Origin of the sequence: Enterobacter sp. SENG-6 (genome assembly GCF_001605945.1) — a bacterium.
GTDB classification, from domain to species: domain Bacteria; phylum Pseudomonadota; class Gammaproteobacteria; order Enterobacterales; family Enterobacteriaceae; genus Enterobacter; species Enterobacter cloacae.
The window spans coordinates 26854-53747 of sequence record NZ_LOMM01000028.1; the positions used below are offsets into that span (position 1 = coordinate 26854).

Here is a 26894-nt window from a genome sequence, read left to right on the forward strand (position 1 = left end):
GCACCTGTAGGCCCGGTAAGGCGTAGCCGCCACCGGGCGATGAAGGCTGAAGCATGCCGCTTTGCAGAAGAAAATTCCACCACGAAATGTCGTCTCATAATGGCCCAAAAGTATCGTTATTGGTTCTCCAGGTGACTCATACTGTGAGCAACTGTGCGGAATAATGGCTCCGGAACACAACACAGAAGGAGTTCGCGTGATGAAACCATTTTTTCGTACAGCATTGCTGATCGGCATGATGAGCACTTTTTCCACTTATGCTAGCGCGCAGGAAACGACCGGCACGAATAGCAAAACCATTCGTGCAATGACAGGCGCAACGGCGACTTCGTCTTTATCCGCCTCACAAACGGCGTTAATCGTGGTGGATATCCAAAACGAATATTACGCAGGTAAAAATTTTCGTGGTCAGATGGTGATCCCTGATGGCGATAAGGTACTGAAGAACAGTCAAAAGCTGGTTAGCTATGCCCATCAAAAGGGGATGCCGGTGTACTTCGTGCGCCATATAGCGCCAAAGGATAGCCCGCTGTTTGCCGAAGGGTCTGTTTATGCCAGGTTCCATCAAGACCTACAGCCTTCTGCACGCGATGCCATTATCACCAAAGCGACGCCGAGTGCTTTTGTCGGCACCGATCTGGATAGCCAGCTGAAGAAAAAAGGGATCAAAAAAGTGATAGTCATTGGCCTGATGACGCACATGTGCATTTCCTCTACCGCACGTGACGCGGTTCCGCTGGGCTATAACGTGATTATCCCTGAAGATGCGACAGCAACACGCGATCTGGATGATGGTCAGGGTCGCGTGATGGACCACAAAGCGCTGCAACGTGCGGCATTAGCCGGTGTTGCCGATGTGTTTGCCGAGATTATGACGACCAAAGACGTTATGGCGCTGCCAGTCACAGAATAAGACCGGACTTGATCCCCGTCGCCAGCCAGGTCTCTATACTGGCTGGCACACGGAGGCTTAATAACACCTCGCCTTCTCGCTATCGGCGCGAGTTTCGTGGCCGATAGCGAGGCGGCTATTTTCCGTGAGTTTCAAACCCTGCCATCACCGCCGTCAGCTCCGCCAGTGAAAAACCGTGCTTCGGATCGTCAACACCCAGCCCGAAGCGCTCCTGCATCAACTGATACAGCGCCGCAGCATCGGGAAGATGGATCTGCTCCTCCACATGGCCCTGTTGCCAGTGGGTAAAGTTGAAGTTGGTCAGCGTCAGTTTGCCGCCGTCAGGCAGATGGCGGCACATCAGCAGATGATGGCGGAAATGGGACTGCGGCCAGTGCGCTGACCAGAAATTGCCCATGACGTAATCACTGAAATATTGTGTCGTCAGGTCAAAGTGGTACATCGACTGCCAGTGCTCATGGTGACGGAATTGCAGTACCCAGTCGTTCCCCTCGCTCAGCAGACGATACAGCCCGTGCGGCGTCTCCTGCTCTTCGTTGGCAAGCAGACGAATCGGTGCCGTCAGCGTCTGGCCGCCAAACCCAACGTCGGCAATCCAGCGCTCGCCGTTAAGTTCGACGAGCAACAGGCGATGCGTGCGCGGCGGCATTTGCGGTGGATTCGCTAATACCACACGTCCCAGCACGCTGCGCACCGTAAACCCAACTTCGCGCAACACGCGCTCAAACAAGCCATTTTGTTCAAAGCAATACCCCCCGCGACGCGCCTTAACAAGTTTGTCGACAAGGCTTTGATCGTCGAGCTGTATTTCGCGCGGCAGAACGACATCGATATTCTCAAACGGGATCGCACAGTTGTGATGTAAATGCAGCGCGCGCAAGGTGTCGATATCAACAGTAGCCGGTTGTTTCCAGCCGGTGCGGGCGAAATAGGCAGTCAGAAATGGGGACATGCATCAGTTTCCTTTAACAGTGATGTTCTGTTTATAAACTAATTTTACGTGTCCACTTTGATTTCCGTGCTTTTTCGCCATACTCATCGTTATTAATGAGGAGACCCTATGAACCACTTTCGTCCTGTTGAATTACGTCATGCCAGCCGTCTTTTAAACCATGGTCCCACCGTGCTTATCACCAGTCGGGATGAAACCCTGGACAGGCGTAACGTTATGGCTGCCGCGTGGTCGATGCCGGTTGAGTTTGAACCACCGCGTATCGCCATTGTGGTGGATAAAAGCACCTGGTCGCGTGAACTGATTGAACGCAGTGGGCAATTTGGCATCGTCATTCCCGGCGTGTCCGCCGCCAACTGGACCTACGCGGTGGGTAGCGTTAGCGGGCGCGACGAAGACAAATTCAACTGCTACGGCATCCCGGTGGTGAACGGTCCGGCACTCGGTCTGCCCGTCATTGAAGAGAAATGTCTGGCGTGGATGGAGTGCCGGTTATTACCCGTTACATCCGCTGCAGAAAAGTACGATACGCTGTTCGGGGAAGTGGTTTCAGCCGCCGCCGATGAACGCGCGTTTGTCGCCGGACGCTGGCAGTTTGACGGGGATAAGCTGAATACCCTGCACCATCTGGGAGCCGGGACGTTTGTGGCGAGTGGGAAAATGGTGAAGGCGCTGGATTGATATTATTAATTGTATCCCACTGAATTATATAAAACTTCTATGGCATTTTATGTTTACCATAACGATGTAAAACAGAGGATATTTCCGGATTGTTGCATTAGCAATCTCTCATTAAGGAAATATCAATGTCATGGAATAAAGATGGTGCAATCTCGTATGCCAAATCTCATGCCCAACCTCGGAGCACAGGTTATTGCGCTCACTACGTCACAAAAGCAATCAGAGTGGGAGGAAGATTAAAAATCCCCAATACGCGTCTTGCAAAAGATATGGGGCTGACATTAGTCAACGCTGGCTTCCGCCTGGTATATGATCAACCGCATGCAGGTGACGTAGCCGTTATTCAAAATATTGTGGGTCACGATAGTGGCCACGTTTGTATATACGATGGGCAACAGTGGATTAGCGATTTTGTACAACGCACCATGTACCCAGGACAGGCATACCGCAACATACAGCCACATTATGAATTATTCAGGCATGACTAATGAAAAGACGCTTCTTTTTACTTTTCGCCCTGTCACCGTTCGCAGTCGCTGATAGCAGTGATGCACCGGCAGTGGCAGCTCTTACATTTAATCAATGGTATATCGCGCAGTTGAATCAGGACAAACCGCCAGTCCTCAATCCAGACATCATGAATGATTACGTTACCTCTGAGACCGTTGCAGCAATTAAAGCAATGTACTCAGGCGACAGTAACGAAAAAGATATGCCTGACGCGGATATGTTCATCAAATCTCAGGACTGGAATGAGGACTGGGATCAGATAACAGTCTTGCATTCAGATTTTGATGCCGTATGCACAAATGTCTATCTCGCATTTGGTAAAACGCAAGATCATGTTGTCGCAGATTGTCTCGTCCAGGAAAAAGGAAAATGGAAAGTTCGATCGGCTACGCTGATTAAGTAAAACGATGAAAGAAAAGAAGGGCTTTTTGTATAACTCAGTGGCAGGCTCAAAAACACATGGTAGCCCAACGACTACCATGTGTAATTAATTAACTCTTCGCACGCCGGGCAATAATCTCATCCGCCACATTGCGCGGTGCTTCCGCAAAATGGTGGAACTCCATCGTGTAGGTCGCGCGGCCTTGCGACATCGAGCGCAGCGTGGTGGCGTATCCAAACATCTCTGCCAGCGGCACGTCAGCGCGGATAATCTGGCTGCCGTACTGCTCTTCCATGCCCTGCACCATGCCACGACGGGATGAGAGATCGCCCATAATATTACCGGCATACTCTTCCGGCGTTTCCACCTCGACATGCATCACCGGCTCAAGGATCACCGGATCCGCTCTGCGAGCGCCCTCTTTAAACCCGAGGATCGCCGCCATGCGGAACGCCATTTCCGAGGAGTCGACGTCGTGATACGACCCAAAGGTCAGGGTCGCTTTTACATCGACAACCGGATACCCCGCCAGCACGCCGCTGTTCATGGCTTCGCGCAGCCCTTTTTCCACAGAGGGAATATACTCACGCGGCACCACGCCACCCTTCGTGGCATCTTCAAACTTGAAGCCACTACCAGGCTCTAACGGCTCAAGGCTCAGGACCACATGCCCGTACTGCCCTTTACCACCGGACTGCCGGACAAATTTGCCTTCGATATCTTTCACCGCTTTGCGCAGCGTCTCGCGGTAGGTCACCTGCGGACGGCCGATGTTTGCCTCGACACCAAACTCACGCTTCATGCGATCGACGATAATCTCAAGATGTAGCTCACCCATACCGGAGATAATCGTCTGGCCGGACTCTTCATCGGTATGCAGACGGAACGACGGATCTTCCGCCGCCAGGCGTTGCAGGGCAATGCCCATCTTCTCCTGATCGCCCTTGGTTTTTGGCTCGATGGCAAGGGAGATCACCGGGTCCGGGAACTCCATTCGCTCAAGCGTGATGACCGCATTCGGATCGGTGAGCGTGTCCCCGGTGGTCACATCCTTCAGACCCACACAGGCCGCAATATCACCGGCGCGCAGCTCATCCACCTCGTGACGATCGTTGGCATGCATCAGCACGATGCGTCCGATACGCTCTTTCTTGCCCTTCACCGGGTTATACACCGCGTCGCCTTTTCTCAACACGCCAGAGTAAACGCGAATAAAGGTCAACTGCCCGACGTACGGATCGCTCATCAGTTTGAACGCCAGCGCAGAAAACGGCTCTTCATCACTTGGATGACGCTCCGCATGCTGCCCTTTTTCGTCCACACCGTCGATGGCCGGTACATCCAGAGGGGATGGCATCAGCTCAATCACCGCATCGAGCATGCGCTGTACCCCTTTGTTTTTAAAGGCGCTGCCGCACAGCATCGGCTGGATTTCACCGGAGATGGTCCGAATACGCAGCCCTTTGATGATCTCAGCCTCATCAAGGTCGCCCGTCTCCAGGTATTTATCCATCAGCGCGTCGCTGGCTTCTGCTGCCGCAGAGACCATTTTTTCCCGCCACTCCTGCGCGGTGCTCAGCAATTCGTCCGGTACCGGCGCATAGTTAAACACCATGCCTTGTGTGGCATCATCCCACACAATGGTACGCATCTTGATGAGATCCACCACGCCGGTGAAATGCTCTTCCGCGCCCACAGGGATCACAATAGGCACCGGATTCGCCTTCAGGCGTTCCTGCATCATCCGTACGACGCGGAAGAAATCGGCACCCGGACGGTCCATTTTGTTGACGAACGCCAGGCGCGGCACATGATATTTATTCGCCTGACGCCAGACGGTCTCTGACTGTGGCTGCACGCCACCCACGGAGTCGTACACCATGACGGCACCGTCCAGCACGCGCATGGAACGTTCCACCTCAATGGTGAAATCCACGTGCCCCGGGGTGTCGATGATATTGATCCGGTGCGGTTCAAACCCTCTGTCCATACCCGGCCAGAAGCAGCTGACGGCCGCGGAGGTAATGGTGATCCCGCGCTCTTGCTCCTGCGCCATCCAGTCGGTTGTTGCCGCGCCATCGTGTACTTCACCCAGCTTGTGGCTCATCCCGGTGTAAAACAGGATGCGTTCGGTGGTTGTCGTTTTACCGGCATCGATATGCGCGGAAATACCGATGTTGCGATAACGCTCGAGAGGGATGGGTCGGGGCATAATATTTCCTTAAGTCTGTAAGACTGAGTTGTGACGACCGGGATGGTCGCCTGTGTGTTCGTTTGCTATAATAGTCCTATTGTACGAGTATTATCGAACTATTTTTTCACGGTTGACCTATTGTTGATATAGCTCAATCTGAACGTTGACGCAGGAAAACGATGATCCCAAACCACCCCGAACCTGAACAAATACTGCTGGAAAATGTGCTGTTTGCTCTCGGCAACCCGCTCCGGCTATCGATTATCCGCAGGCTGGCAGATGGCAGTGAACTGAGCTGCAACGCGCTGCGCCCGGACGATGTGGTGAAATCCACCATGACCCACCACTGGCGCGTACTGCGCGACAGCGGTGTAATCTGGCAGCGCCCGCAGGGGCGAGAGAATATGATTTCACTGCGAAGAGACGATCTGGATGCCCGTTTTCCTGGGCTGATGGCGATATTGCTGCGGGCTGAATAGCCCTGCGGTTACGTTGATATCCGTTGCAACGCTACGCTTTTTCCTGACGATAGACCGGGATCTGCCGTCGGGTGCTGGTCAGCGTATCAAAGACCTCGGTCCCGGAGGTGGTTATTCTCATCCCCGTTTTGCGCAACCGTTGCACATCGGCCGCGATGCGCTGAATGCCGAACCAGAAAAGCCCGTCGAGTGCGGTTACCGAGAGCCCGTTTTCCAGCGCTAACTTTAATCGCTCACGGGGCGCTTTCACCTGCTGGGCGATTTGCCGGTACGGCACTTCGCTCCCCCCTTCGCTATCACTGCGCTGGATACGCGTTTTCAGGTGGTAGTTAAATTCATCGGGGATCCCGTCCAGATTCATTTTCAGGCTATAAACACAGCCGAAGCGCTTGCCGTTAAAAAGCACATTTTTTTGGCTGAGTTGAAGCTCTTTTCTGAGGCCGTCAATTAACTGCGGGGCGCGGGTGAGGAGTAACCGGAAAGGAAGCTCAAAGCTGGTGACGTAATCCACATTCAGCAGCGCAAGTCGCAGGCGTTCTTCTGCACCGGCCTGTTGCTCCCGACACTCTTCCAGTACCTCCGCCCACTGACGCGTCAGACGCTCTGGTTCGGCGGCTTCGGTAAAGAGAAATTTTTCAATCTGGTAATCAACTCTTCCGGTCATCGTGCGGTTTCCCGTCGCTGTGAATGCGGTAATTCTATCCAGCGCAGTGATATTTATAAAGAACTGAACCGCAACGGCGTGCTGAAAATGTCGTTGCGATTCAGTCTTCTGACATCCGGGATCAGTGCGCCATTAACCAGCCCATCAAAAGCGTGGCGAAAATCACCGTCGACGCACCGCCAATGCGGGTCGCAATCTGGGCAAACGGCATCAGCGACATGCGGTTAGACGCGGAAAGAATTGCCACATCCCCTGTCCCGCCCAGCCCGCTATGACAGCAGGTGACAATCGCCGCTTCCACCGGGTACATATTCAGGCGCGACGCAATAAAATAGCCGCTCAGCGCCATTGCGATGACGATCGAACCGCACACCACCACGTATCCCACCGAAAAGACCGACACCACGCTCTCGAGCGGCACGTACAGCATGCCGAGACCAATCATCAACGGCCAGACCAGCGCAGCGGAGACGAATTTATAGCAGCTGTGCGCCCCCTGCTCCATGGAGGCCGGGATCACCTTGAAGTATTTGCACAGCACGGCGATGAGGATCATCAATACCGGGCCGGGAATATGCACCAGCTTCTCAAACAGTCCGCCAACGATAAAAAACGCACACACCATCAGCAGCCCGCCCCCCATCAGATGGAAATCCGTCTGCTGTACGCTCTGCGCGCTGGCAAACAGGCTTGTGTCATCTTTGCTGCGGGTTAACATGCCATTGCCTGAAAGCGAGGGACGTTTTGCCCCGAGGCGCGCCAGCGTACCCGCACAAATAATGGCAAAAATATTCCCCACTACGGCAGCGGGTGCCAGTTGCGCCACGTAGACGTCAGGTGTCTGACCCAGTATCGCCGAATAGGCCAGCGACAACGGTAAAATCCCCTCGCCAATCCCTCCGCCGATAATCGGTACGATGATGAAGAAGAAGGTGTGATACGGCGTATAGCCAAACAGCGAACCAACGAGTAAACCGGTCAGCACGGCCATCAGGGTACCCACCACCAGCGGAACGAACATGCGGATCATCCCTTGGATCAACAGCACGCGGTTCATCCCCAAAATACTCCCCACCACCAGACAGGCGATGACGAAATAGAGTAAATTGGCCTCTTTCATCAGCAGGTGAACCGTATCCAGGGTGTGTTTCTCGAATACGCCAAAATAGACCAGCACCGAGGGCAGCATCAGGCACAATATTGCCGGGCCACCAATATCTTTCAGCAGCGGGATCTGTCGGCCAATTTTGGCAAAGGCGAAACCGAGCGTCATGATCACCGCGAGTCCACCGATCATGTTTTTCGGCAGCAGCCCCGCCCACGCGGAGGTGGCCACAATGGCCGCGATCCCGACAAACAGCATCAACGGGACCGCGCCAACTTCAGCATTGCTCAACCCAAAAGCAAAACGTGAAGCGACTGGAGACGTGGTTACAGAATTATCTTTCATATAATCACCGGATTAGTAGGTTCGGATATCAATAAACAGGAATAAATTGTAATTAGCCTGTACTTAATAAAGCTTTAATATTTAATCGTATTCAAATTGCTATTTATAAAAATGGTTCAACGAGAAATTAGCATGGCGATTTCGCCGGAAATGTGAACAGCACGAGAATTTGTTTTTAAATAACTTAATTCATCTTTTCGTAACTAAAGTTTTTAATCGCCGCGTCGGTGTTTTGAAATTAATTAAACCAGAAAGACTGTGACCGTTATCACTACGCCTATGATCCTTAACCGCTAGATTAGCGCGAAACCAAAGACATAAATAAACCTGCGCCTGCAACTGAACCTTATCCGATTATTGAAATTCAGGAGTCATTCATGTCTCGCAAAGAAGTACTGTATACCCCTTATAGCGGCGCCGTATTACTGGAAAACCCGTTATTAAATAAAGGGCTCGCATTTATTAAAGAAGAACGTGATAACTTTAATCTGCACGGTTTGTTGCCACACAACGTTGAAACCATCGAGGAACAAACCGAACGCGCCTGGGTACAATTCTGTCATTTTAAAAGCGATATTTCCCGCCACGTTTATCTGCGTAATATCCAGGATACTAATGAGACGCTGTTTTACAACCTGCTGCGTTCGCACCTGAAAGAGACGTTACCCATTATCTATACCCCCACGGTAGGAGAAGCGTGCGAACACTTCTCGACTATTTATCGCCGCGCGCGTGGGCTGTTTATTTCCTGGCCCAATCGTCACCGTATTGATGAAATGCTGCAAAGCTTCTCACGCAATGATATTCGCGTCATCGTCGTGACCGACGGAGAGCGTATTCTGGGGCTTGGCGATCAGGGAATTGGTGGGATGGGAATACCCATTGGAAAACTCTCGTTATATACCGCCTGTGGTGGGATCCACCCGGCGTCTACCCTGCCGATTATGCTCGATGTCGGTACCAATAATCAGCAGCATCTGGACGATCCCATGTATATGGGCTGGCGTCACCCACGCATCAGCGACGATCAGTACGCCGAGTTTATGGACATGTTTATCAGTACCGTGAAGCAGCGCTGGCCCAATGTATTGCTGCAGTTTGAGGATTTCGCGCAGAAAAACGCCACCAGACTGCTGCAGCGCTACCGCGACCAGCTGTGCTGTTTCAACGACGATATCCAGGGTACCGCCGCCGTGACCGCGGGCACGCTGATTGCTGCCGCCCATGCTGCCGGGACCCGTGTTCGCGATCAGCGCGTGGTCTTCCTGGGGAGCGGATCCGCCGGTTGCGGCATCGCCGAAAAAATCGTGGCGCTGATGATGGATGACGGGCTAACCGAAGCCGAAGCCCGCAGTCGGGTCTTTATGGTCGATCGCTTTGGCCTGCTGACTGACGATATGACCAACCTCCTCGACTTCCAGAAAAACCTGCTCACGGCGCGCGAAGCGATCCGCGACTGGCAGGTTGAGTCGAACAATATTTCGCTGCTGGACGTGGTTAAAAACGCGCATCCGACGGTAATGATTGGGGTCTCAGGCCAGCCGGGCCTCTTCAGCGAAGAGATTGTGAAAGAGATGCATCGCCACTGCCCGCGTCCGGTGATTATGCCGCTTTCTAACCCCACATCACGTGCGGAGGCGCAACCGCAGGATCTCATTGCCTGGACACAGGGCGCCGCGCTCGTCGCCACCGGCAGCCCGTTTGCGCCGGTGTTCTGGCAGGACGAACAGTACGATATTGCCCAGTGTAATAACGCCTATGTATTCCCCGGGCTGGGGCTGGGTATTCTGGCCTGCCATGCACGCCGGGTCACCGAGGAAATGCTGATGGCGGCAAGCCGCAGCCTGGCCGCGCAGTCGCCGCTGGTGACAACCGAAAAAGGCGGGTTATTGCCGCCGGTGGATCATATAGAAACGGTGTCACGCCATATCGCGTTTGCCGTCGCCAGAGCGGCCATTGAGCAAGGTGTTGCGCCAGCCATGGAGGATGAGATATTGCTGGCGCGGATTGAAGAGACCTGGTGGCAAGCAGATTATGCGCCGTACCGCAGGGCTGCGCTGTAGCCGTCAGCCTGCCCTCACGTTACGGTGAGGGCATACTTTAGTGCTGAATGCCTGACTGTTCAGGCATGTCGCCTGTAGATACAGTACTGTTGGAAGTGACCACGCTTTTTTTGCGCGCATATCTGTCCGGCTGGCCTTCAGGACGGGTTTTGAAGCGTCGGTGCAACCACATATATTGCTCCGGCGCCATCAGCACCGCGCGCTCAATCGCCCTGTTCATTTGCGTGGCTACCGACGCTTTATCACCGCCCTGCAGCGTTTCGCCGATATCTTCAAGAATAATCAGTTCGTAACCGCTGCCGTCTGCCTTTCTGCGTGGAACGAACGGGATCACCGCCGGTCTGGCACTCTTCACCAGCATATAACTTCCGGCGGTTGTCGCGGCATCAGGAACCGCAAAGAACGGTACAAACACGCTGTTGGTTTTGCCGTAGTCGTGATCCGGGGCGTACCAGAGAATGTCATTCTGCTTCAGGGCGCGGATCATGCCCTTCAGGTCGTAGCGATCCAGCATGGTTTTATTTGAGCGCAGACGGCCGCGCGTCTGCAGCCAGTCCAGCAGCGCATTATTGTTAGGGCGATAAACACCGACACCCGGGTTGAGCATGCCAAAGATCCTCGCCCCCAGTTCAAGCGTGAGAAAATGCATACCGATGAGCACCACGCCATTTCCGCGCGCCCGGGCCGCTTCCATATGTTCATATCCGCTGACGCTGAAACATTTACGCACACGCCAGTCAGGCCAGAACCAGGCGATCCCGGTTTCGATGACGCCCATGCCAACCGATTCAAAATTACGCTGCAGTAGCTTTTCGCGCTCATCCTTTTTCATGTCGGGAAAACAGAGCTCAAGGTTGCGGCGAGCGATGTCCACACGACGGGGAAGCAAACGCATGGCCAGACGACCAAGCCCGTGTCCGATTCTTAATAAAAGGGGATACGGGAGCTGCACAATGCACCAGAGCGCTGCAATGCCTGTCCAGCTGAGCCAGTAACGAGGATGAAAAAAGGCGAGTGAGAACTGAGGTAATTTTGTCATGAGAAAATTATCCTGTACTGAATTTAACGCAACTGCTGTGCTTACCAGATGATTTCGTGAAAGTTTTAGAGAGGGAAAGTGTAACGGAAACGTCACAGGATCGTATTATCGATTTTTGCGAAATGTCGGGAGAAACTTAAATGCCGGGTCAACGAGGCCGCTGCCCGGCAAATAAAATTACATCGAATAGCCGGGCTTTTTAATCAACGAATCCAGCTTCGGGCCAATTTCGCTGTCCCAGACCTGCGCTTTCCAGTCTTCAGGATTAACCTGGTTTAACGCCACCGACACTGAACTGTCTTTACTGTTGAAATGACGAATTATCACCTCGGCAATATCAGCCGCCAGCGCGTTTTTTTGTTCGTCGTTTAAATCCCGGGGAAAACATTTGATATCTACATGTGGCATGTGCAGGCTTCCTGTTATGAATCAGGTTTACACGTTATCAGATAATGCCGTTTGCCTTTAACACCTTGTGCAGTTCAGGAAGCTGACACACGGCGTCTGCAATGGCCGTTATCTTTGGCGTATTCTCGGCAAACCACGCATGCCGTGGCCCCCAGGTACGTGCGACCGCAATATAGACGTCGAGTAACGTAAGCTGTTCACCCAGCGCAAACGGGGCCGCTTTGAGCTGGCTATCGAACCACAAATAGAAGGATTTGCGGTATTCGATACAATTTTTCTTCAGTTGTTCCGGTGCGTCAGGCACCCAGCGTTCGGGATAATCGGCATAGGTAAAGGTCGGATAGACGTTCGCGACAAACCAGATAAGCAAGCGCTGAAACTGCTGACGTTCTGCCTGTCCGACGGGCGGCGCCAGATCGGGACACCTGTCGAGCACCATCAGGGCGATGGCGGCTGTTTCGGTCATGATCGCGCCATTTTCCAGCGCCAGCGTCGGCACCTGGCACAATGGATTGAGTCTTTGCAGCAATTCGCGCTGCGGACCGGGCGCATCAAACCCGTCCACATTAATAAACTCGTAAGGGATGTCTGCCAGAGTCAGCATCACTTCGCTGATTGCCGAGCCCCAGCCGGGTGCACCATAAAGTTTGATCATGTTGCCCTCTCAGGAGTGAAAATCCTAAGTGTAGAGCACAACTAATACGTGATCCCAGGCGGGTTAACCTCCGAGTGTGTCACCGCTTCGCCCTGCTCCCCCCAGCGCGCCAGCACCTTCTGATACTCCCCGCGCGTGATCGCGCCGTCCAGCGCGGCCTGCAGGGCGTAGACCAGTTGATTGCCTTTTTTGGTGGTCGTGGCGACATACGCTTTTTTCGGGCCCAGCCCGACAACGCGCGTTTTACCGGTCAGCGCGGCTTTATACGCCGCGACCGACTGTGGTCCAAAGAACACATCCGCCCGCCCGGACTGAATATAAAGATTGCCCGAGGCATCATCCGTCAGGTACACCGGCAGCGCGGGCTCACGCCCGGCCTTTTTATTCTCCTCGTTCCAGCCTAACAGGATGCGCTCCTGATTGGTGCCGGATCCGACAATAACCTTTCTACCCGCAAGATCTTCAGGACCGTTAATCGACTGCACCGGACTGGTGGATTTCACCGTAAACGCCAGCGAATCGACGCGATAGGTCGCAAAATCAAACTTCTCTTTGCGCTGTTCGGTCACCGCAATGTTCACCAGCGCCACGTCATAGCGCCCGGAGGTGATCCCCAGCGGCCAGTCTTCCCAGGCGGTGGGAACGAGCTTCAGTTTTAGCCCCAGGCTGCCTGCCAGCAGCCGGGCGATATCCGGATCGCTGCCGATTCGCGTACGGTTGTCGCTGGCAAGCAGGGCCAGCGGCGGTGAGTTAAGCGCAGAAATGGCCACCGTGAGCGTTCCCGGCTCGACAAATTTGTAATGAGCGGGGATCTTCGCCACCGCCTGCTGATCCACCGTCACCGGCAGCGGCTGCTCGTTGGCTTTTAAATCAATACTGGCATGGCTGGCGGCGGTAAAGACCAGCCCTGCCAGAAGTCCATATTTCATGGGTACTCCTTACAGGACTCGGGAAAGGAACTGACGCGTTCGCGCGTGCGATGGCCGGTTCAGCACCTCATCGCTGCTGCCCTGCTCCACAATTTTGCCGTCGACCATAAACACCACCTGATCAGCCACTTCTCTGGCGAAGCCGATCTCATGGGTGACCACCACCAGCGTGGTGCCGGAACGGGCAAGTTTCTTGATGACATCCAGCACTTCGCCCACCAGCTCCGGGTCTAGCGCGGAGGTGGGTTCATCAAACAGTATGACGCGCGGACGCAGCGCCAGCGCGCGGGCAATGGCGATGCGCTGCTGCTGCCCGCCGGAGAGATGGCGCGACCAGGCATCCGCTTTATCACGCAGCCCCACCACATCCAGCAGGCTATACGCCTGCTCAACGGCCTCTTTTTTGCTCAGTTTTTTATGGGCGACAGGCGCTTCAATCAGGTTTTCCAGCACCGTGAGATGCGGGAAGAGATTAAAGTTCTGGAACACATAACCCACATTGACGCGCTGTTTGAGGATCTCTTTCTCTTTTAACTCGTAGAGTTTGTCACCCCGACGGCGATAGCCGATGTAATCCCCGTCAATCTGAATAAACCCTTCGTCGACGCGCTCAAGGTGGTTAATGGTACGCAGCAGGGTCGATTTACCGGAGCCGGACGGTCCGAGGATCACCGTGACGGATCCCGGTGGGATCTCAAGCGACACGTTATCGAGCGCTTTATGGCGACCAAAGAATTTACTGACGCCGGTAATGGAAATATGTCCTTCATGAGAGGCTTGCATGGACGGGCTCCTGTGCGGGCGTGGTGGTGACGGAACGGGAACGGGTACGGCTGAGGGTACGGTTCTGATTCACCGCCGAGCGACGTTCGCTGCGGGCCAGTCCCCGCTCAACACCATACTGGATAGCGGACAACACGGTGGTAATCACCAGGTACCAGGCGGCACCTACCATCAGCAGCGGGATCACCTCCTGCGTGCGGTTGTAAATCATCTGGATGGTGTAGAACAGCTCCGGCATGGCCAGCACGTAAACCATCGCCGTCCCCTTCGCGAGACTGATGATTTCGTTAAACCCGGACGGCAGTATGGTGCGCAGTGCCTGCGGCAGAATGATCCGCACCGTACGACGCCAGGCCGGTAGCCCCAACGCAGCGGCCGCTTCATACTGACCATGATCCACGCCGAGGAAGCCCCCGCGAATGATCTCCGCGGTATAGGCGCTCTGCACCAGCGTTAGCCCGACAACGGCGGTAGAGAATTGCCCCAGCACATTGATGGTTTCAAAGCTGCCCCAGGTCATGCCGGTGAACGGCACCCCGAGCGAGAGCGTGTCGTAGAGATAGGAAAAGTTATAAAGGATGATCAGCACTACAATCAGGGGCAGCGAGCGAAACAGCCAGATATAGCCCCAGGCCAGGCTGCTCAGCAGCCAGGATGACGAGAGTCTCGCCAGCGCCAGCATACCGCCCAAAATCACGCTCAGCGCGGTGCCGATCAGCGTCAGCAGTAATGTCTGGCCGACGCCTTCAAGGATCACCGGGTCGAAGAACCAGCGGGCAAACACAGACCACTCCCAGCGCGGGTTAAAGGCGACGGACTGGACAACGACCGCCAGGACAAACAGCGCCACCACGGCACCGACGGCCCGTAGCGGATAACGCGCCGGGACCACTTTTATGGTTTCAACGTTGCTCATCATCGTACCTCATGCGGTTTTACTTAACGCTTCACGAACCAGCGTTTTGGTGAAACGCAACCGACCATCAAACGGGGGCTGGCTGTACTCTTCCGGATCGCGGTTGAGATCGAACTGCGGCTGGTAACCCTGGCTAAGATAGAGCCGTACCGCTTCCGGCTGGCGAAAACCGGTGGTCAGGTAGATCTGGCTGTAGCCTGCCAGCACCGCCCGGCGCTCCAGCTCCTGCACCACGCGCCCGGCAAGCCCCTGCTGACGCAGGCTTTTGTCCGTCCAGATGCGTTTGATTTCTGCGGTGCGTTCGTCGAAGGGTTTGTACGCCCCGGTGGCAATAATCTTCCCGTCACGCTCCAGGACGATAAACAGCCCCTGCGGCGCCAGATACCACTCGGTGAGCTCGACCTCAGCATCTTTCGAAAAATAGTCACCGTAGCGGGCAGCGTATTCACCGAACAGCCCATTGATGATGGGCTGAAGATCGGCATCTTCCGGCGAAACGTCACGAAATTGTTCGCTCATAACGCCTCCTTAATCACCCAGACCGGCCGGGTTGACTTCCGACTGCGGGATGCGTTCCACCCCTTCTCCCCAGCGGTTCAGCACTTTGTCGTAATCGCCGTTTTTGATCACGCCATTAAGCGCGGTCTGCACCGGTTCCACCAGGCCGCTGCCTTTTTTCAGCGTCACCGCGATATGCGCCGCCTTCGGCCAGCCGCCGTCAACGCTTCCCACCAGTTTGGTTTTACCGGTCAGCGCCGCTTTCCACGCGCCAATCACGTTTGGGCCAAAATACGCATCCGCACGCCCGGACTGGAGCGCCAGCGTTTGTGCCGCGTCATCTTTGGTGTAGACCGGGGTAAACGGTTTCAGTCCCTTCTTAAGGTTTTCGGCGTTCCATGCCAGCAGGATGGCCTCCTGGTTAGTGCCTGAGCCCACAATAATCCGCAGCCCGGCAATGTCCTCCGCCTTCTGCAGGGATGTGATTGGACTGGTTGATTTCACATAGAAACCGAGCGAATCCTTACGGTAGGTGGCGAAATCAAACTTCTCCTTACGCGCTTTAGTCACGGTGATGTTGCTGATCGCCGCATCGTATTTCCCGGAGGCCACCCCCAGCGGCCAGTCCTCCCAGGAGGTTGGCACCACGTTCAGCTCCAGCCCGAGGCTATCCGCCACCAGACGGGCCACGTCAACTTCGCTTCCCAGAAGCGTTTTGTTGTCATCCGAGAAAACCGTCAGCGGCGGTTGATTGAGGCCCGCTACCGCGACGGTAAATTTCCCCGGCACGGCAAAGCGATAATCTTTCGGCAACTGCGCGATGGCATCGCCGTTTTTGGCGGTATTGATCGGCGTTTTGTTGGCCTCAATACTCACGCCGGTGCCGTTAATGTTCACATTCTCTGCCCAGACGGCAGGGGTAAAGGCCAGCGCGAGCGCCAGAATAAGCGATGGTTTCTGCATAGCGGGTTCTCTTTTATTGTTGTGTGAACTGATTTTTGGGTTCGTCCAGGCCCAGGCTGTCGCGCAGCGTGGGCCCGGGGTAGTCAGTGCGAAACAGGCCGCGGGCCTGTAGCACCGGCACCACCTGGTCAACAAAGCGCGGGAAGGTATCTGGCGTCCCGCCCTGGATGATGAAGCCGTCGGCTGCATAGCCGTCGAACCACGCCTGCAGGCCGTCCGCCACCTGCTCCGGCGTACCGGAAAAACGGGGGCGTGGTGAGGCCGCTTCCAGCGCGACCTGACGCAGCGTCAGATGACGTTCGCGGGCATTGCGCTTTATCTCATCCGTGGTACTGCGGAAGCTGTTTTTTCCCAGATCGCCGAGGTCCGGGAACGGCTCGTCGAGCGGATACTGGCTGAAATCGTGATGTTCGAAATAGCGTCCGAGATAATTGAGCGCATCCTTAACCGACACCAGCGCCGCGGTGGTCTGGTACTGGTTTTCCACATCTTCGGCATCTTTTCCGACAATGACGCTCACGCCCTGGAAGATGTGCAAATCAGAAGCACGACGACCGTTATTTTCCAGCTGCTGCTTCACATCACGATAGAACGCTTGTGCTTCTTCGAGAGTTTCATGGTGGGTGAAGATCGCATCGGCATGCTTTGCAGCCAGCTTTTTACCGTCGTCCGATGCGCCCGCCTGGAACACAATCGGACGTCCCTGCGGCGTGCGACCAATATTGAGTGGCCCGGCAACCTGGAAGAAATCACCACGGTGATCCAGGGTATGCAGTTTGGCGGGGTCAAAAAACTGACCACTCTCTTTGTTGCGCATAAAGGCATCGCCTTCCCACGAGTCCCACAGCCCTTTCACCACATCGAGATACTCATCCGCAATGCGGTAGCGCAGCGCGTGCTCGGGGTGTTTTTCACGCGAGAAGTTCCTGGCCGACCCTTCCAGCGGCGAAGTCACGACGTTCCAGCCCGCACGGCCGTTGCTGAGATGATCCAGGCTGGCAAACTGGCGCGCCACGGTAAAAGGTTCGCTGTAGGAGGTGGATAACGTGCCCACCAGCCCCAGACGCGAGGTAATGCTCGCCAGCGCGGAGAGCACCGTTAACGGCTCAAAGCGATTTAAAAAATGCGGGATCGACTTCTCATTTATGTAGAGGCCATCGGCTACGAATAAAAAGTCGAGCTTGCCCTCCTCTGCTTTTAACGCCGTCGCTTTGACGAAATCAAAATTAATACTGGCATCGGCCACCGCCGCAGGATGGCGCCAGGCGGACATATTCCCGGAAGCACCGTGCAAAATGGTCCCCAGCCGCAATTGTCGGGTTGCAGACATATTCACCTCTTCTGAATTAAACGTGTTGCAGGGCTTTTTCCGCAAGCTGTGCAAAATAACGGGCAGCCGGCTCAATTAATGTTTCGTCCGGATTAAAGGCCGGGTGATGTAAACCATACGGGCTATTGCTGCCAATGCTGACAAACGCGCCGGGGATCTGCTGCAGATAGACTGCAAAATCCTCTCCGCCCATATGCAACTCGGCATGCTGCGTTTCATACCCCGCTTCCCGGGCGACCGACGTGGCAAACGCCGCCCAATGCTCGTCATTGACCAGCGCAGTCGGTCCGGCATACCAGGTGATATCAATCCGGGCACTGAAGGCGCTGGCGAATCCGGCAGCGATTTCACCGACACGTGCTTTGACGTTCTGTTGAACTTCCGTGCGATGCGTGCGCAGCGTCCCTTCCAGCTCAACGCTTTCCGGCAGGACGTTCCAGGTATTGCCGCCCGCAATGCGCGTTACGCTCAGCACAACGGAGTCCAGCGTATTCACGTTGCGACTGGCGACGCTCTGCAACGCGGTAACAAGCTGGCTTGCCAGCACAATCGCGTCGTTGCCTTCATGAGGCCGTGCGGCATGAGCACCTTTGCCGGTAATGCGGATCACAAACCGATCGACGTTGGCATAGAACGGCCCGCCGCGGGTGGCAAATTCACCCACCGGCAACCCCGGCTCGTTGTGCATACCGAAGATGGCGCTGACGTCACGTAACGCCCCAGCCCGCACCATGCTCTTCGCACCGCCAAAGTTCTCTTCGGCAGGCTGGAACAGGATCCGCACGCGACCGTTGAGCAACGCTTCACGTTCTTTTAGTTTTAATGCCGCCCCGAGGATCACGCTGGTGTGGATGTCATGACCGCAGGCGTGCATGACTCCCGCACGCTGCGAGCTAAATGCCACCCCGCTGCGCTCTTCGATCGGTAAGGCATCAATGTCCGCCCGCAGGGCAACCAGTTTGTTGCCGGTGCCGATCTCCGCCATCAGGCCAGTAGGCAAGTCATAAGGCAGCGGCGTAATACCGGCGTGGGTCAGCCACTGGTGCAAACGGGCGGTTGTTTCCACCTCCTGGCCCGACAGCTCCGGATGCTGGTGCAGCTCACGACGCCAGGCAATCAGTTGTTCGCCAAAACGCATACGTTAACCCCCCTGTTAAGTCGCGCCTGCGCCAGCAGACGCAGGGACTGCACGCGCGCGGCGCCGTCCGCAACCGGTGTGTCGATAATGAATTCGTCAATCCCCCACTGGTGATGCAGAGCGTCCAGTTGTGCCAGTACCGACTCAGCGGTCCCGGCCACCAGCGACTGCGCGCGACGCGCTATACGCAGCGGCTCGCTGCCTGCCTGACGCGCAAACGCATAGGCTTGCTCTTCGCTGGCCACCGTAACGCGCTGGCCGTTTGCCAGCTCCACGCCCCAGACTTCAACCTTTTGTGCCAGCGAGTGCGCCTGGGCCTGAGAGTCCGCCACAATGACCTGCACCGCCACAATCACCTCCCGGGCGCTGTGTTCCCGCCAGGTGGTGATGACCTCGCGCAGCAGGTCGGGATCGCCATTCAGGTGAGCGGCAAAGACAAAATGCCAGTTGAGCTTTGCGGCCAGCAGAGCACTTTCGACACTCGCCCCCAGCAGGAATCCCTGCGCCGGAACCGGCGGCAGCGGCGTGGCGCGAACTGCCTCCTCCGCCGACTGATTTTCAGGACGGATCCAGCTATCGAGCTGCGCCAGCTGTTCGGCAAAGCTGCCCTTTTCCTGCTGATTCAGACCGAGTTGCAACGCGCGGGTGGAGAGCGGCAGACCGCCAGGCGCTTTTCCGACGCCCAGATCCACGCGTCCGGGAGCCAGGGCAGCCAGGAGATTGAAATTTTCTGCAACTTTATACGGGCTGTAGTGTTGCAGCATGACACCGCCCGATCCCACGCGGATATGCGTTGTCTGCCCGAGGATCCAGGCAATCAATAACTCCGGCGAGGGGCTGGCCAACTGTGGGGTGTTGTGGTGTTCGGCAATCCAGAAACGGTGATAACCGAGAGTTTCCGCCTGTTGCGCCAGCGCCAGGGTTCGCGCCAGAGCATCGGCGGCTGTTTCATTTTCAGCGATGGGGCTTTTATCCAGAATGCTGATTCGCCAGGACATGTTGCGTTCTCGTTTGACTTAACATGTCGTTATTAATAAAGGCGTATTTCACCGCTGAGAAACAATTAATTTACATTTGGTTTGCCGGAAATCAGATATATACAACCCTGTTAAGAATAAGACTTTAGGGAGGAAATCAGCGTTTCCGCCTGAGCGCGGCGGGTAATACGGATAAAGCGTATGTGTGCGTAGTCCGGGTTTTGCATATCGACCTGATAACGCCTGCGGTTGTTGCGCCAGGTTTTAATCGTCCAGATGATAATGGACTCTCTGCTGAGGAAGGCGCGCCGGAAACTCTCTTTATTGCCCGTTCCCGGCCAGAGTTCGTGTTGATGCCAGGCCCGCTTGATCGCCCGGATAACGGCCTGATACAGCGTACGGACAAATCCATAGTCCACCCAGACGACCAGATCCACATTGCGCCATTTAACGGGGCGCGTGCGGTTATAGTTGCCATCGAGCACCCAGTTTTGAGAAGCGCTTAATGCATGCTCCAGTTTTTCCAGAAACGCATCATCTGCTGTGCCCTGCCAGTTCGGGCGCCAGTAAAGCCTGTCCATCTCAATATAAGGAATAGCCAGCTCATCAGCGATCCGTCTTGCCAGCGTGGTTTTTCCACTTCCGCTGGTGCCGATTACATTAATTTTCACCGTTAGCCTCGTTCTGGCAGAATAAAAACCAAACCGATCATAGCGTTTACCTTCCGCTAGTTCCACTGAGCAACTGATAAGCACCACTGATGTTTAAATCATCAATCCGCGAATCTTTTGTCTAAAAACTCACCACGATTCAGCGCGTTGTGATCCCCGTCTGCTCTGACCACACGATTTCCTTCGACGTGCATCACTTTCGGCACGGTTATATTTTGCGTCGCTTATCAATTGCAGGTAGGATGCCTCGCCATGTTTCGCCTTATCCATACGCAGAATGACTGGGAAGGCGACATGTGTTTGCGCAGAAGCAATCGTTTGTATGCTCTCTGCCAGGCAGGACTATCACGATAATGGTTCAGACAGGCAAACAGGTAACTCAATGAAAACAAGCAATAAAAGCGCAGCCGATCATCATGCTGCTAAACGTCGCTGGTTAAACTCCCATGAAGAGGGCTACCACAAAGCGATGGGCAACCGTCAGGTTCAAATGATCGCCATCGGCGGCGCTATCGGTACAGGTCTGTTTTTAGGTGCTGGTGCACGTCTGCAGATGGCTGGCCCGGCTCTCGCCCTCGTCTATCTGGTGTGCGGGATCTTCTCCTTCTTCATTCTTCGCGCGCTGGGCGAACTGGTACTGCATCGCCCTTCCAGCGGCAGCTTTGTCTCTTACGCCCGCGAATTTCTCGGTGAAAAAGCCGCCTATGTCGCTGGCTGGATGTACTTCGTTAACTGGGCGATGACCGGTATCGTCGATATCACTGCCGTTGCGCTGTATATGCACTACTGGGGCGCGTTTGGCGATATCCCGCAGTGGGTCTTTGCGCTTGGCGCCCTGGCGATTGTCGGCACCATGAACATGATCGGCGTGAAGTGGTTCGCCGAGATGGAGTTCTGGTTTGCACTGGTAAAAGTGCTGGCGATTGTGATTTTCCTGGTCGTGGGTACCGTCTTCCTTGGCAGCGGTAAGCCGCTGGACGGCAATGCAACCGGCTTCCATCTGATAACCGATAACGGCGGCTTCTTCCCGCACGGTCTGCTGCCGGCGCTGGTTCTGGTGCAGGGCGTGGTGTTCGCCTTTGCCTCTATCGAACTGGTGGGTACGGCGGCAGGCGAATGTAAAGACCCGCAGACCATGGTGCCAAAAGCCATTAACAGCGTGATCTGGCGTATCGGTCTGTTCTATGTGGGTTCTGTGGTGCTGCTGGTTCTGCTGCTGCCATGGAACGCCTACCAGGCGGGTCAGAGCCCGTTTGTGACCTTCTTCTCTAAGCTCGGCGTGCCATACGTGGGCAGTATCATGAACATCGTGGTGCTGACCGCGGCGCTCTCCAGCCTCAACTCTGGCCTCTATTCTACCGGCCGTATTCTGCGCTCCATGTCGATGGGCGGCTCTGCGCCGAAGTTTATGTCGAAGATGAGCAAGCAGCAGGTGCCATATGCCGGTATCCTGGCGACGCTGGTGGTCTACGTGTTTGGCGTGTTCCTGAACTACCTGGTGCCGTCCCGCGTGTTCGAGATCGTGCTGAACGTGGCCGCGCTGGGGATTATCGCCTCCTGGGCCTTTATCGTGGTCTGCCAGATGCGTCTGCGCAAAGCCATTAAAGAGGGCAAAGCGGCTGACGTGAGCTTCAAGATGCCAGGTGCTCCGGTGACCTCATGGCTCACCCTGCTGTTCCTGTTCAGCGTGCTGGTACTGATGGCGTTCGACTACCCGAACGGCACCTATACCATCGCCACCATTCCGCTGCTGGCCGTTCTGCTGATTGCCGGCTGGTTTGGCGTGCGTAAGCGCGTGCATGAAATCCACAGCACCGCGCCGGTTCATCATGACGATGAAAAACACGACGGCCCGCTGGTGGAAGAGACCTCGCGTTAATAAAAAAAGCCGGGTGGCGGCTTCGCCTTACCCGGCCTACATTTCAGGGTTTTGTAGGCCCGGTAAGCGCAGCGCCACCGGGCAAAGCCCGCATTAGAGCGCGATACGTACCACATCGTCAGGCTGGGTCGCTTCCTGCTGACGGGTGGATTTCTGTTTCACCGTCACGTACAGCGTTTTGCCATCGGCAGAGAGCGCCAGGCTGTTTGGATAGACCGGCGTGTCGAAGGTTTTCGTCACTTTGTAGGTTTTGGTGTCAATCACGCTCACCTTTCCGGCTTCACGATGCGTCACGTACACTTCATTGCGCGTCGGGTTAAAGAGCACCGCCAGCGACTCTGGCGTCGCGATCTTCTCAATCACGCTGCCATCTTTCAGGCTCACCACCAGCACTTCCGGCTGTTTTGAATCGGTCAGGAAGGCACGCTGCCCGGCCGTATCCAGACTCAGGTTCAGATAGAAGTGCTCTTTACCATCATCCTGCACCTTTTTGCGGCTGATGATTTTGTTGCTGGCGGTATCAATTGTCACCAGTTCGCCGTCGGCGTTGGTGGTATAGAGTCGTTTCGCCTGCGCATCCAGCGCGAGGCCGGTGCCGTAAGTACCGGTATTGGCGATGGTATCCTTCAGCTTCAGCGTTGTGCCATCCACCACCCAGATCACGCTCTCTTTACCGACCCCGGTGATGTACACGGTGTGGGTGGCATCATCCGCCACCAGCTGACGTGGCTGCAGCGGTTTGACCGTGTCACTGCGTTTGCGGTCGTCCAGAACCATGCGCCCTTTCACCTCGCCCGTTTTGGCATCAATGGCGGTCACGGCACCGTTGATGGTGTTGCCCAACCACAGCGTCTGGGAGGCCGAATCCAGGGTGGCGCCAAACGGTTTAAGATCGTTATGAATAACCTGCGTCACGTCCAGTGTGACCGGATCGAGGCGATACACAATCCCGCCTTTATCCATTTTACGGCTTTGTGATGTCGCAACCCACAGCGCATTCTCCTGCTGGCTCACGGCCATTTCATACGCGCCTTTGCCTACCGCTTTGCGCAACATCTCTTCGCCAGCGTGCACCTGGAAGGTACCGGCAAGCAGTAAAGCGCTACACAACAGAGAACGACGCAGACGCGGCGAGCACAGATGACGTAAAGACATAACAATTCCTTTTTCACAAGAGGGGGTGTACTGCTGACATCACTTCCGGTCGGCAACGTCATGGCATTGCCGTTTTGTTAATGAGAATAGTAATCATTAATCAGCAAAATGTGGAGTTTTTCTTTTCCGTTTCGCCTTTCCTTAACGCAATGTGCGGTTATAGTTTTCAAAGCATTTACAAAAGTTTTAACATATATGCACATGTTCCATTTGGTACGTTTCTTATCCTTAACCGGTTTATTTCATGAAAATCATTTCTGCCCATAGGGCTACGCTTCCACTGCTGCTGGCTCCTGTTATCTTTTCGCCCCTCACCGCAATGGGCGCGGATGAACAGACCCTGATCGTCAGCGCCACCCCACAAACGGTATCGGAGCTTGATACCCCGGCGGCGGTCAGCGTCGTGAACGGCGATGATATGCGTCACGCCGCGCCACGCATTAACCTCTCGGAATCGCTTGGTAGCGTCCCGGGCCTGCAAATTCAGAACCGCCAGAACTACGCCCAGGATCTGCAGCTGTCGATGCGTGGCTTTGGTGCCCGCTCCACCTTCGGGGTGCGCGGTATTCGAATGTACGTGGATGGGATCCCGGCGACCATGCCAGACGGCCAGGGACAGACCTCTAACATTGATCTCTCCAGCGTTGAGAGCGTGGAAGTGCTGCGCGGCCCCTTCTCTGCCCTGTATGGCAACGCCTCCGGCGTCGTGATCAACATCAACACCCAGACCGGTCAACAGCCGCCGACCATTGAGGCCAGCAGCTATTACGGCAGTTACGGTACCTGGCGTTACGGGATGAAAGCCACCGGCGCGATGGGCGACGGCACACACGCGGGCGATGTGGATTACACCGTATCCACCACCCGCTTCACCACCAAAGGCTACCGCGATCACAGCGGTGCGCGGAAGAATCTCGCCAACGCCAAACTGGGCGTGCGGATTGACGATGCCAGCAAGCTGACGCTGATCTTTAACAGCGTGGACATGAAAGCCAACGATCCGGGTGGACTGAATTACCAGGAGTGGCAGGATAACCCGCGCCAGTCTCCGCGTGGCGATCAGTACAACACGCGCAAAACCATCAAGCAGACCCAGGCCGGGCTGCGCTATGACCGCCAGCTCAGCGCGCAGGACGATCTCAGCGTCATGATGTACGCTGGCGAGCGCGAAATGACCCAGTACCAGTCGATCCCTTATCAGCCACAGCTGCGCCCCTCCCACTCTGGCGGTGTGATTGATATGCAGCGTCACTATCAGGGCATCGATACACGCTGGACGCACCGCGGCGAACTGCTGGTGCCGGTGACCTTTACCACCGGCCTGAACTACGAAAACATGAGCGAAGATCGTCGCGGGTATGAGAACTTCGTGATGAACAACGGCGTACCGGAGTACGGCGTAAAAGGCGACAAGCGCCGCAACGAACGTAACCTGATGTGGAACGTCGATCCTTACCTGCAAACCCGCTGGCAGTTAACCCAGAAACTCTCTGTGGATGCCGGGGTGCGTTACAGCTCCGTCTGGTTTGATTCCAACGATCATTACGTTACGCCAGGCAACGGCGACGACAGCGGCGACGCGAGCTATCACAAGTGGCTCCCGGCCGGGGCGGTGAAGTATGCCGTGACCGACGCGTGGAACCTTTACGCTGCGGCAGGTCGTGGATTTGAAACCCCCACCATCAATGAACTCTCCTACCGCGCGGATAACCAGGGTGGGCTGAACATTGGCCTGAAACCGTCCACCAACAATACTTATGAAGTGGGTAGCAAAACCCGCATCGGCAATGGCCTGCTGACCGCGGCCCTGTTCCGCACCGACACCGACGATGAAATTGTGGTGGATGCCAGCTCTGGCGGACGTACCAGCTACAAAAACGCCGGTAAAACCCGTCGTCAGGGGGTGGAAGTTTCCCTCGATCAGCAGTTTGCTGAAAACTGGAAGCTGAAAATGGCATGGACATATCTGGACGCCACCTACCGCACCAACGTCTGCGGTGATGACAACTGTAACGGCAACCGGATGCCGGGTATTGCCCGCAATATGGGCTTTGCCTCGTTTGGCTGGCAGCCTGAGGAAGGCTGGTATGCGGGCACCGACGTGCGTTACATGAGCGATATCATGGCCGACGACGAAAACACGGCAAAGGCTCCGTCCTATACGGTGGTCGGTCTGAATACCGGGTATAAGTTCAACTATGGCAACTGGGGCCTGGATCTCTTTGGTCGCGTTGATAACCTGTTCGACAAAACGTATGCCGGCTCGGTGATTGTCAACGAATCCAACGGGCGTTATTACGAACCGGCTCCGGGTCGTAACTACGGCATTGGCCTGTCGGTTGCTTATCGTTTCGAGTAGGACTAAAACAGGCATTTTATTGCCTGTTTTTCTCTTTCGTAATCTTAAATATCGTTCCTGATGGCGTAGAGCCATCAGGACTTATTCATGGAGCGAATGTTTTACGACGGAAATATAGATTGGCTACTAAATAATTCCTCAGCTAAAATATTGACGCTGTAAAAGTGAATTAGCTTCATCAATCAGTTTATCCACCGCTTTCTGGCTGGCTTCAACATCCCCTCTTTCCAGTGCCGCAAGTAACTCCTCGTTGTGATACGCCGACGCTTTGATGTCGTTGAGCTCCTGATGCAGATAGTTAATACAGGGCCCGATGCGTATCCACAGCTGCTCAATTAATGCGCTGAGCGTTGGCATCTCCGCATACTGATAAAGGGTGAAGCGAAACACGCGATTCGCGTGCAGCGCCTGCTGAACATTGCCGTTGCGCATCGCCTCATGAAAGGCATCCGACATTTTGCGCAACGTCTCAAGCTTAGCTGGCGTCATATGCTGACAGGCGGCCGCTACCGCCATTGGTTCCAGTTGTTTCCTGATAGCGGTGATCTCGTTATAGCGTTCCAGCGTGACCTCCGGCACCAGAAACGCCTGCGCCGGTGTGGCCTGCAGCGCCCCTGAGGAGACCAGACGCAAAAGTGCCTCACGAACCGGTGTGATACTGGTTCCTAATTTATCGGCAATCTCTTTGGTAATCAGTCGAGCGCCAGGTTTCAACGAGCCTGTAATTAATGCCCCTTTCAAACTGATTTCAACTTGCATGGTAAGACTGATTCTTTGCGCTTTCTCTAAATGATCCAAATCAAGCATGTTCAATTCCTGTAGGGCTTTGTTGAATAAATCGAACTTTTGCTGAGTTGAAGGATCAGATCACGTATCTTCCCGACAACGCAGACCGTTCCGTGGCAA

At 55.1% G+C, this 26894-nt stretch carries 24 protein-coding genes and 1 pseudogene; 8 read left to right on the forward strand and 17 right to left on the reverse strand.

The features are described 5' to 3' along the window. The first annotated feature begins 199 nt into the window (after positions 1-199). The gene (locus AX755_RS14730; protein WP_062856991.1) at positions 200-913 is read left to right on the forward strand and encodes an isochorismatase family protein; all 714 of its coding nucleotides are present in this window, start codon (positions 200-202) and stop codon (positions 911-913) included. A gap of 115 nt (positions 914-1028) precedes the next feature. On the opposite strand, the gene nhoA is transcribed toward AX755_RS14730, so the two are convergent. Continuing rightward, positions 1029-1865 carry an N-hydroxyarylamine O-acetyltransferase gene (gene nhoA / locus AX755_RS14735; RefSeq protein ID WP_062856992.1) on the reverse strand — a complete coding sequence of 279 codons (837 nt, stop codon included), beginning with the start codon at positions 1863-1865 and terminating at the stop codon, positions 1029-1031. 108 nt (positions 1866-1973) lie between these two features. Here nhoA and AX755_RS14740 point away from each other — a divergent pair, with 108 nt between their 5' ends. The 3 genes from AX755_RS14740 to AX755_RS14750 all read left to right on the forward strand — a co-directional run bounded on the left by AX755_RS14740 (position 1974) and on the right by AX755_RS14750 (position 3459). Then, a complete protein-coding gene (locus AX755_RS14740; protein ID WP_013096509.1) occupies positions 1974-2546 on the forward strand; it encodes a flavin reductase family protein in 573 nt (190 codons plus the stop codon). A 125-nt stretch (positions 2547-2671) separates the two neighbouring features. Beyond that, positions 2672-3034: a hypothetical protein gene (locus tag AX755_RS14745; protein ID WP_061771428.1), complete on the forward strand. Its 363-nt coding sequence runs from the start codon at positions 2672-2674 to the stop codon at positions 3032-3034. After that, the gene (locus AX755_RS14750) at positions 3034-3459 is read left to right on the forward strand and encodes a DUF3828 domain-containing protein (RefSeq protein WP_029883350.1); all 426 of its coding nucleotides are present in this window, start codon (positions 3034-3036) and stop codon (positions 3457-3459) included. The genes AX755_RS14745 and AX755_RS14750 overlap by 1 nt, the downstream gene beginning before the upstream one ends. A gap of 88 nt (positions 3460-3547) precedes the next feature. On the opposite strand, the gene fusA is transcribed toward AX755_RS14750, so the two are convergent. Continuing rightward, positions 3548-5650, reverse strand: a complete 2103-nt coding sequence (fusA, locus tag AX755_RS14755) for an elongation factor G (protein WP_029883351.1) — start codon at positions 5648-5650, stop codon at positions 3548-3550. A 161-nt stretch (positions 5651-5811) separates the two neighbouring features. On the opposite strand from fusA, the gene AX755_RS14760 reads away from it, so the two are divergent. After that, on the forward strand, positions 5812-6111 hold the full coding sequence (locus AX755_RS14760; RefSeq protein ID WP_013096507.1) for an ArsR/SmtB family transcription factor: 300 nt from the start codon (positions 5812-5814) through the stop codon (positions 6109-6111). Between the two features lie 31 nt (positions 6112-6142). Here AX755_RS14760 and AX755_RS14765 read toward each other — a convergent pair whose 3' ends face one another. Next, positions 6143-6775 carry a helix-turn-helix domain-containing protein gene (locus AX755_RS14765; RefSeq protein WP_045294193.1) on the reverse strand — a complete coding sequence of 211 codons (633 nt, stop codon included), beginning with the start codon at positions 6773-6775 and terminating at the stop codon, positions 6143-6145. A 121-nt stretch (positions 6776-6896) separates the two neighbouring features. Continuing rightward, positions 6897-8225, reverse strand: a complete 1329-nt coding sequence (locus tag AX755_RS14770) for a 2-hydroxycarboxylate transporter family protein (RefSeq protein WP_029883354.1) — start codon at positions 8223-8225, stop codon at positions 6897-6899. A gap of 377 nt (positions 8226-8602) precedes the next feature. Between AX755_RS14770 and AX755_RS14775 the strand changes: the two genes are divergently transcribed. Further along, entirely contained in the window at positions 8603-10288 is a 1686-nt protein-coding gene (locus tag AX755_RS14775) for an NAD-dependent malic enzyme (protein ID WP_062856993.1), read from the forward strand. A gap of 37 nt (positions 10289-10325) precedes the next feature. Here the strand turns inward: AX755_RS14775 and AX755_RS14780 are convergent, their stop codons facing one another. From AX755_RS14780 to AX755_RS14835, 11 genes and pseudogenes are all read right to left on the reverse strand, one after another. After that, positions 10326-11327, reverse strand: a complete 1002-nt coding sequence (locus AX755_RS14780) for a Kdo(2)-lipid IV(A) acyltransferase (RefSeq protein ID WP_062856994.1) — start codon at positions 11325-11327, stop codon at positions 10326-10328. A 177-nt stretch (positions 11328-11504) separates the two neighbouring features. Continuing rightward, on the reverse strand, positions 11505-11735 hold the full coding sequence (gene pptA, locus AX755_RS14785) for a tautomerase PptA (protein WP_013096502.1): 231 nt from the start codon (positions 11733-11735) through the stop codon (positions 11505-11507). 37 nt (positions 11736-11772) lie between these two features. Further along, the gene (locus tag AX755_RS14790; protein WP_062856995.1) at positions 11773-12390 is read right to left on the reverse strand and encodes a glutathione S-transferase family protein; all 618 of its coding nucleotides are present in this window, start codon (positions 12388-12390) and stop codon (positions 11773-11775) included. Positions 12391-12431: 41 nt separating this feature from the next. Further along, positions 12432-13319, reverse strand: a complete 888-nt coding sequence (locus tag AX755_RS14795; RefSeq protein ID WP_062856996.1) for an ABC transporter substrate-binding protein — start codon at positions 13317-13319, stop codon at positions 12432-12434. Between the two features lie 9 nt (positions 13320-13328). Continuing rightward, the gene (locus AX755_RS14800) at positions 13329-14102 is read right to left on the reverse strand and encodes an amino acid ABC transporter ATP-binding protein (RefSeq protein WP_040022655.1); all 774 of its coding nucleotides are present in this window, start codon (positions 14100-14102) and stop codon (positions 13329-13331) included. Continuing rightward, complete coding sequence (locus AX755_RS14805; RefSeq protein ID WP_023621243.1) at positions 14086-15018, reverse strand: amino acid ABC transporter permease; 933 nt, start codon at positions 15016-15018, stop codon at positions 14086-14088. Before AX755_RS14805 ends, AX755_RS14800 begins: the two co-directional genes overlap by 17 nt. Before the next feature lie 9 nt (positions 15019-15027). Further along, positions 15028-15537, reverse strand: a complete 510-nt coding sequence (locus AX755_RS14810; RefSeq protein WP_013096497.1) for a GNAT family N-acetyltransferase — start codon at positions 15535-15537, stop codon at positions 15028-15030. A 9-nt stretch (positions 15538-15546) separates the two neighbouring features. Then, positions 15547-17809: pseudogene (locus AX755_RS25830) on the reverse strand (NtaA/DmoA family FMN-dependent monooxygenase). Between the two features lie 16 nt (positions 17810-17825). Further along, complete coding sequence (locus tag AX755_RS14825; RefSeq protein WP_062856998.1) at positions 17826-18947, reverse strand: amidohydrolase; 1122 nt, start codon at positions 18945-18947, stop codon at positions 17826-17828. Continuing rightward, on the reverse strand, positions 18926-19945 hold the full coding sequence (locus AX755_RS14830; RefSeq protein WP_062856999.1) for an MsnO8 family LLM class oxidoreductase: 1020 nt from the start codon (positions 19943-19945) through the stop codon (positions 18926-18928). Before AX755_RS14830 ends, AX755_RS14825 begins: the two co-directional genes overlap by 22 nt. Positions 19946-20055: 110 nt before the next feature. Continuing rightward, on the reverse strand, positions 20056-20595 hold the full coding sequence (locus AX755_RS14835; RefSeq protein WP_020684771.1) for an AAA family ATPase: 540 nt from the start codon (positions 20593-20595) through the stop codon (positions 20056-20058). Between the two features lie 382 nt (positions 20596-20977). Here AX755_RS14835 and ansP point away from each other — a divergent pair, with 382 nt between their 5' ends. Next, positions 20978-22474 (forward strand): L-asparagine permease, encoded by a 1497-nt coding sequence (gene ansP / locus AX755_RS14840; protein ID WP_020684770.1) that lies wholly within the window; start codon positions 20978-20980, stop codon positions 22472-22474. 93 nt (positions 22475-22567) lie between these two features. Here the strand turns inward: ansP and yncE are convergent, their stop codons facing one another. Then, the gene (yncE, locus tag AX755_RS14845; RefSeq protein ID WP_062857000.1) at positions 22568-23629 is read right to left on the reverse strand and encodes a 7-bladed beta-propeller protein YncE; all 1062 of its coding nucleotides are present in this window, start codon (positions 23627-23629) and stop codon (positions 22568-22570) included. A 244-nt stretch (positions 23630-23873) separates the two neighbouring features. Between yncE and pqqU the strand changes: the two genes are divergently transcribed. Then, the gene (gene pqqU, locus AX755_RS14850) at positions 23874-25988 is read left to right on the forward strand and encodes a TonB-dependent receptor PqqU (RefSeq protein WP_062857001.1); all 2115 of its coding nucleotides are present in this window, start codon (positions 23874-23876) and stop codon (positions 25986-25988) included. Between the two features lie 138 nt (positions 25989-26126). Here the strand turns inward: pqqU and AX755_RS14855 are convergent, their stop codons facing one another. Further along, complete coding sequence (locus AX755_RS14855) at positions 26127-26795, reverse strand: GntR family transcriptional regulator (RefSeq protein WP_013096488.1); 669 nt, start codon at positions 26793-26795, stop codon at positions 26127-26129. Positions 26796-26894: the final 99 nt, after the last annotated feature.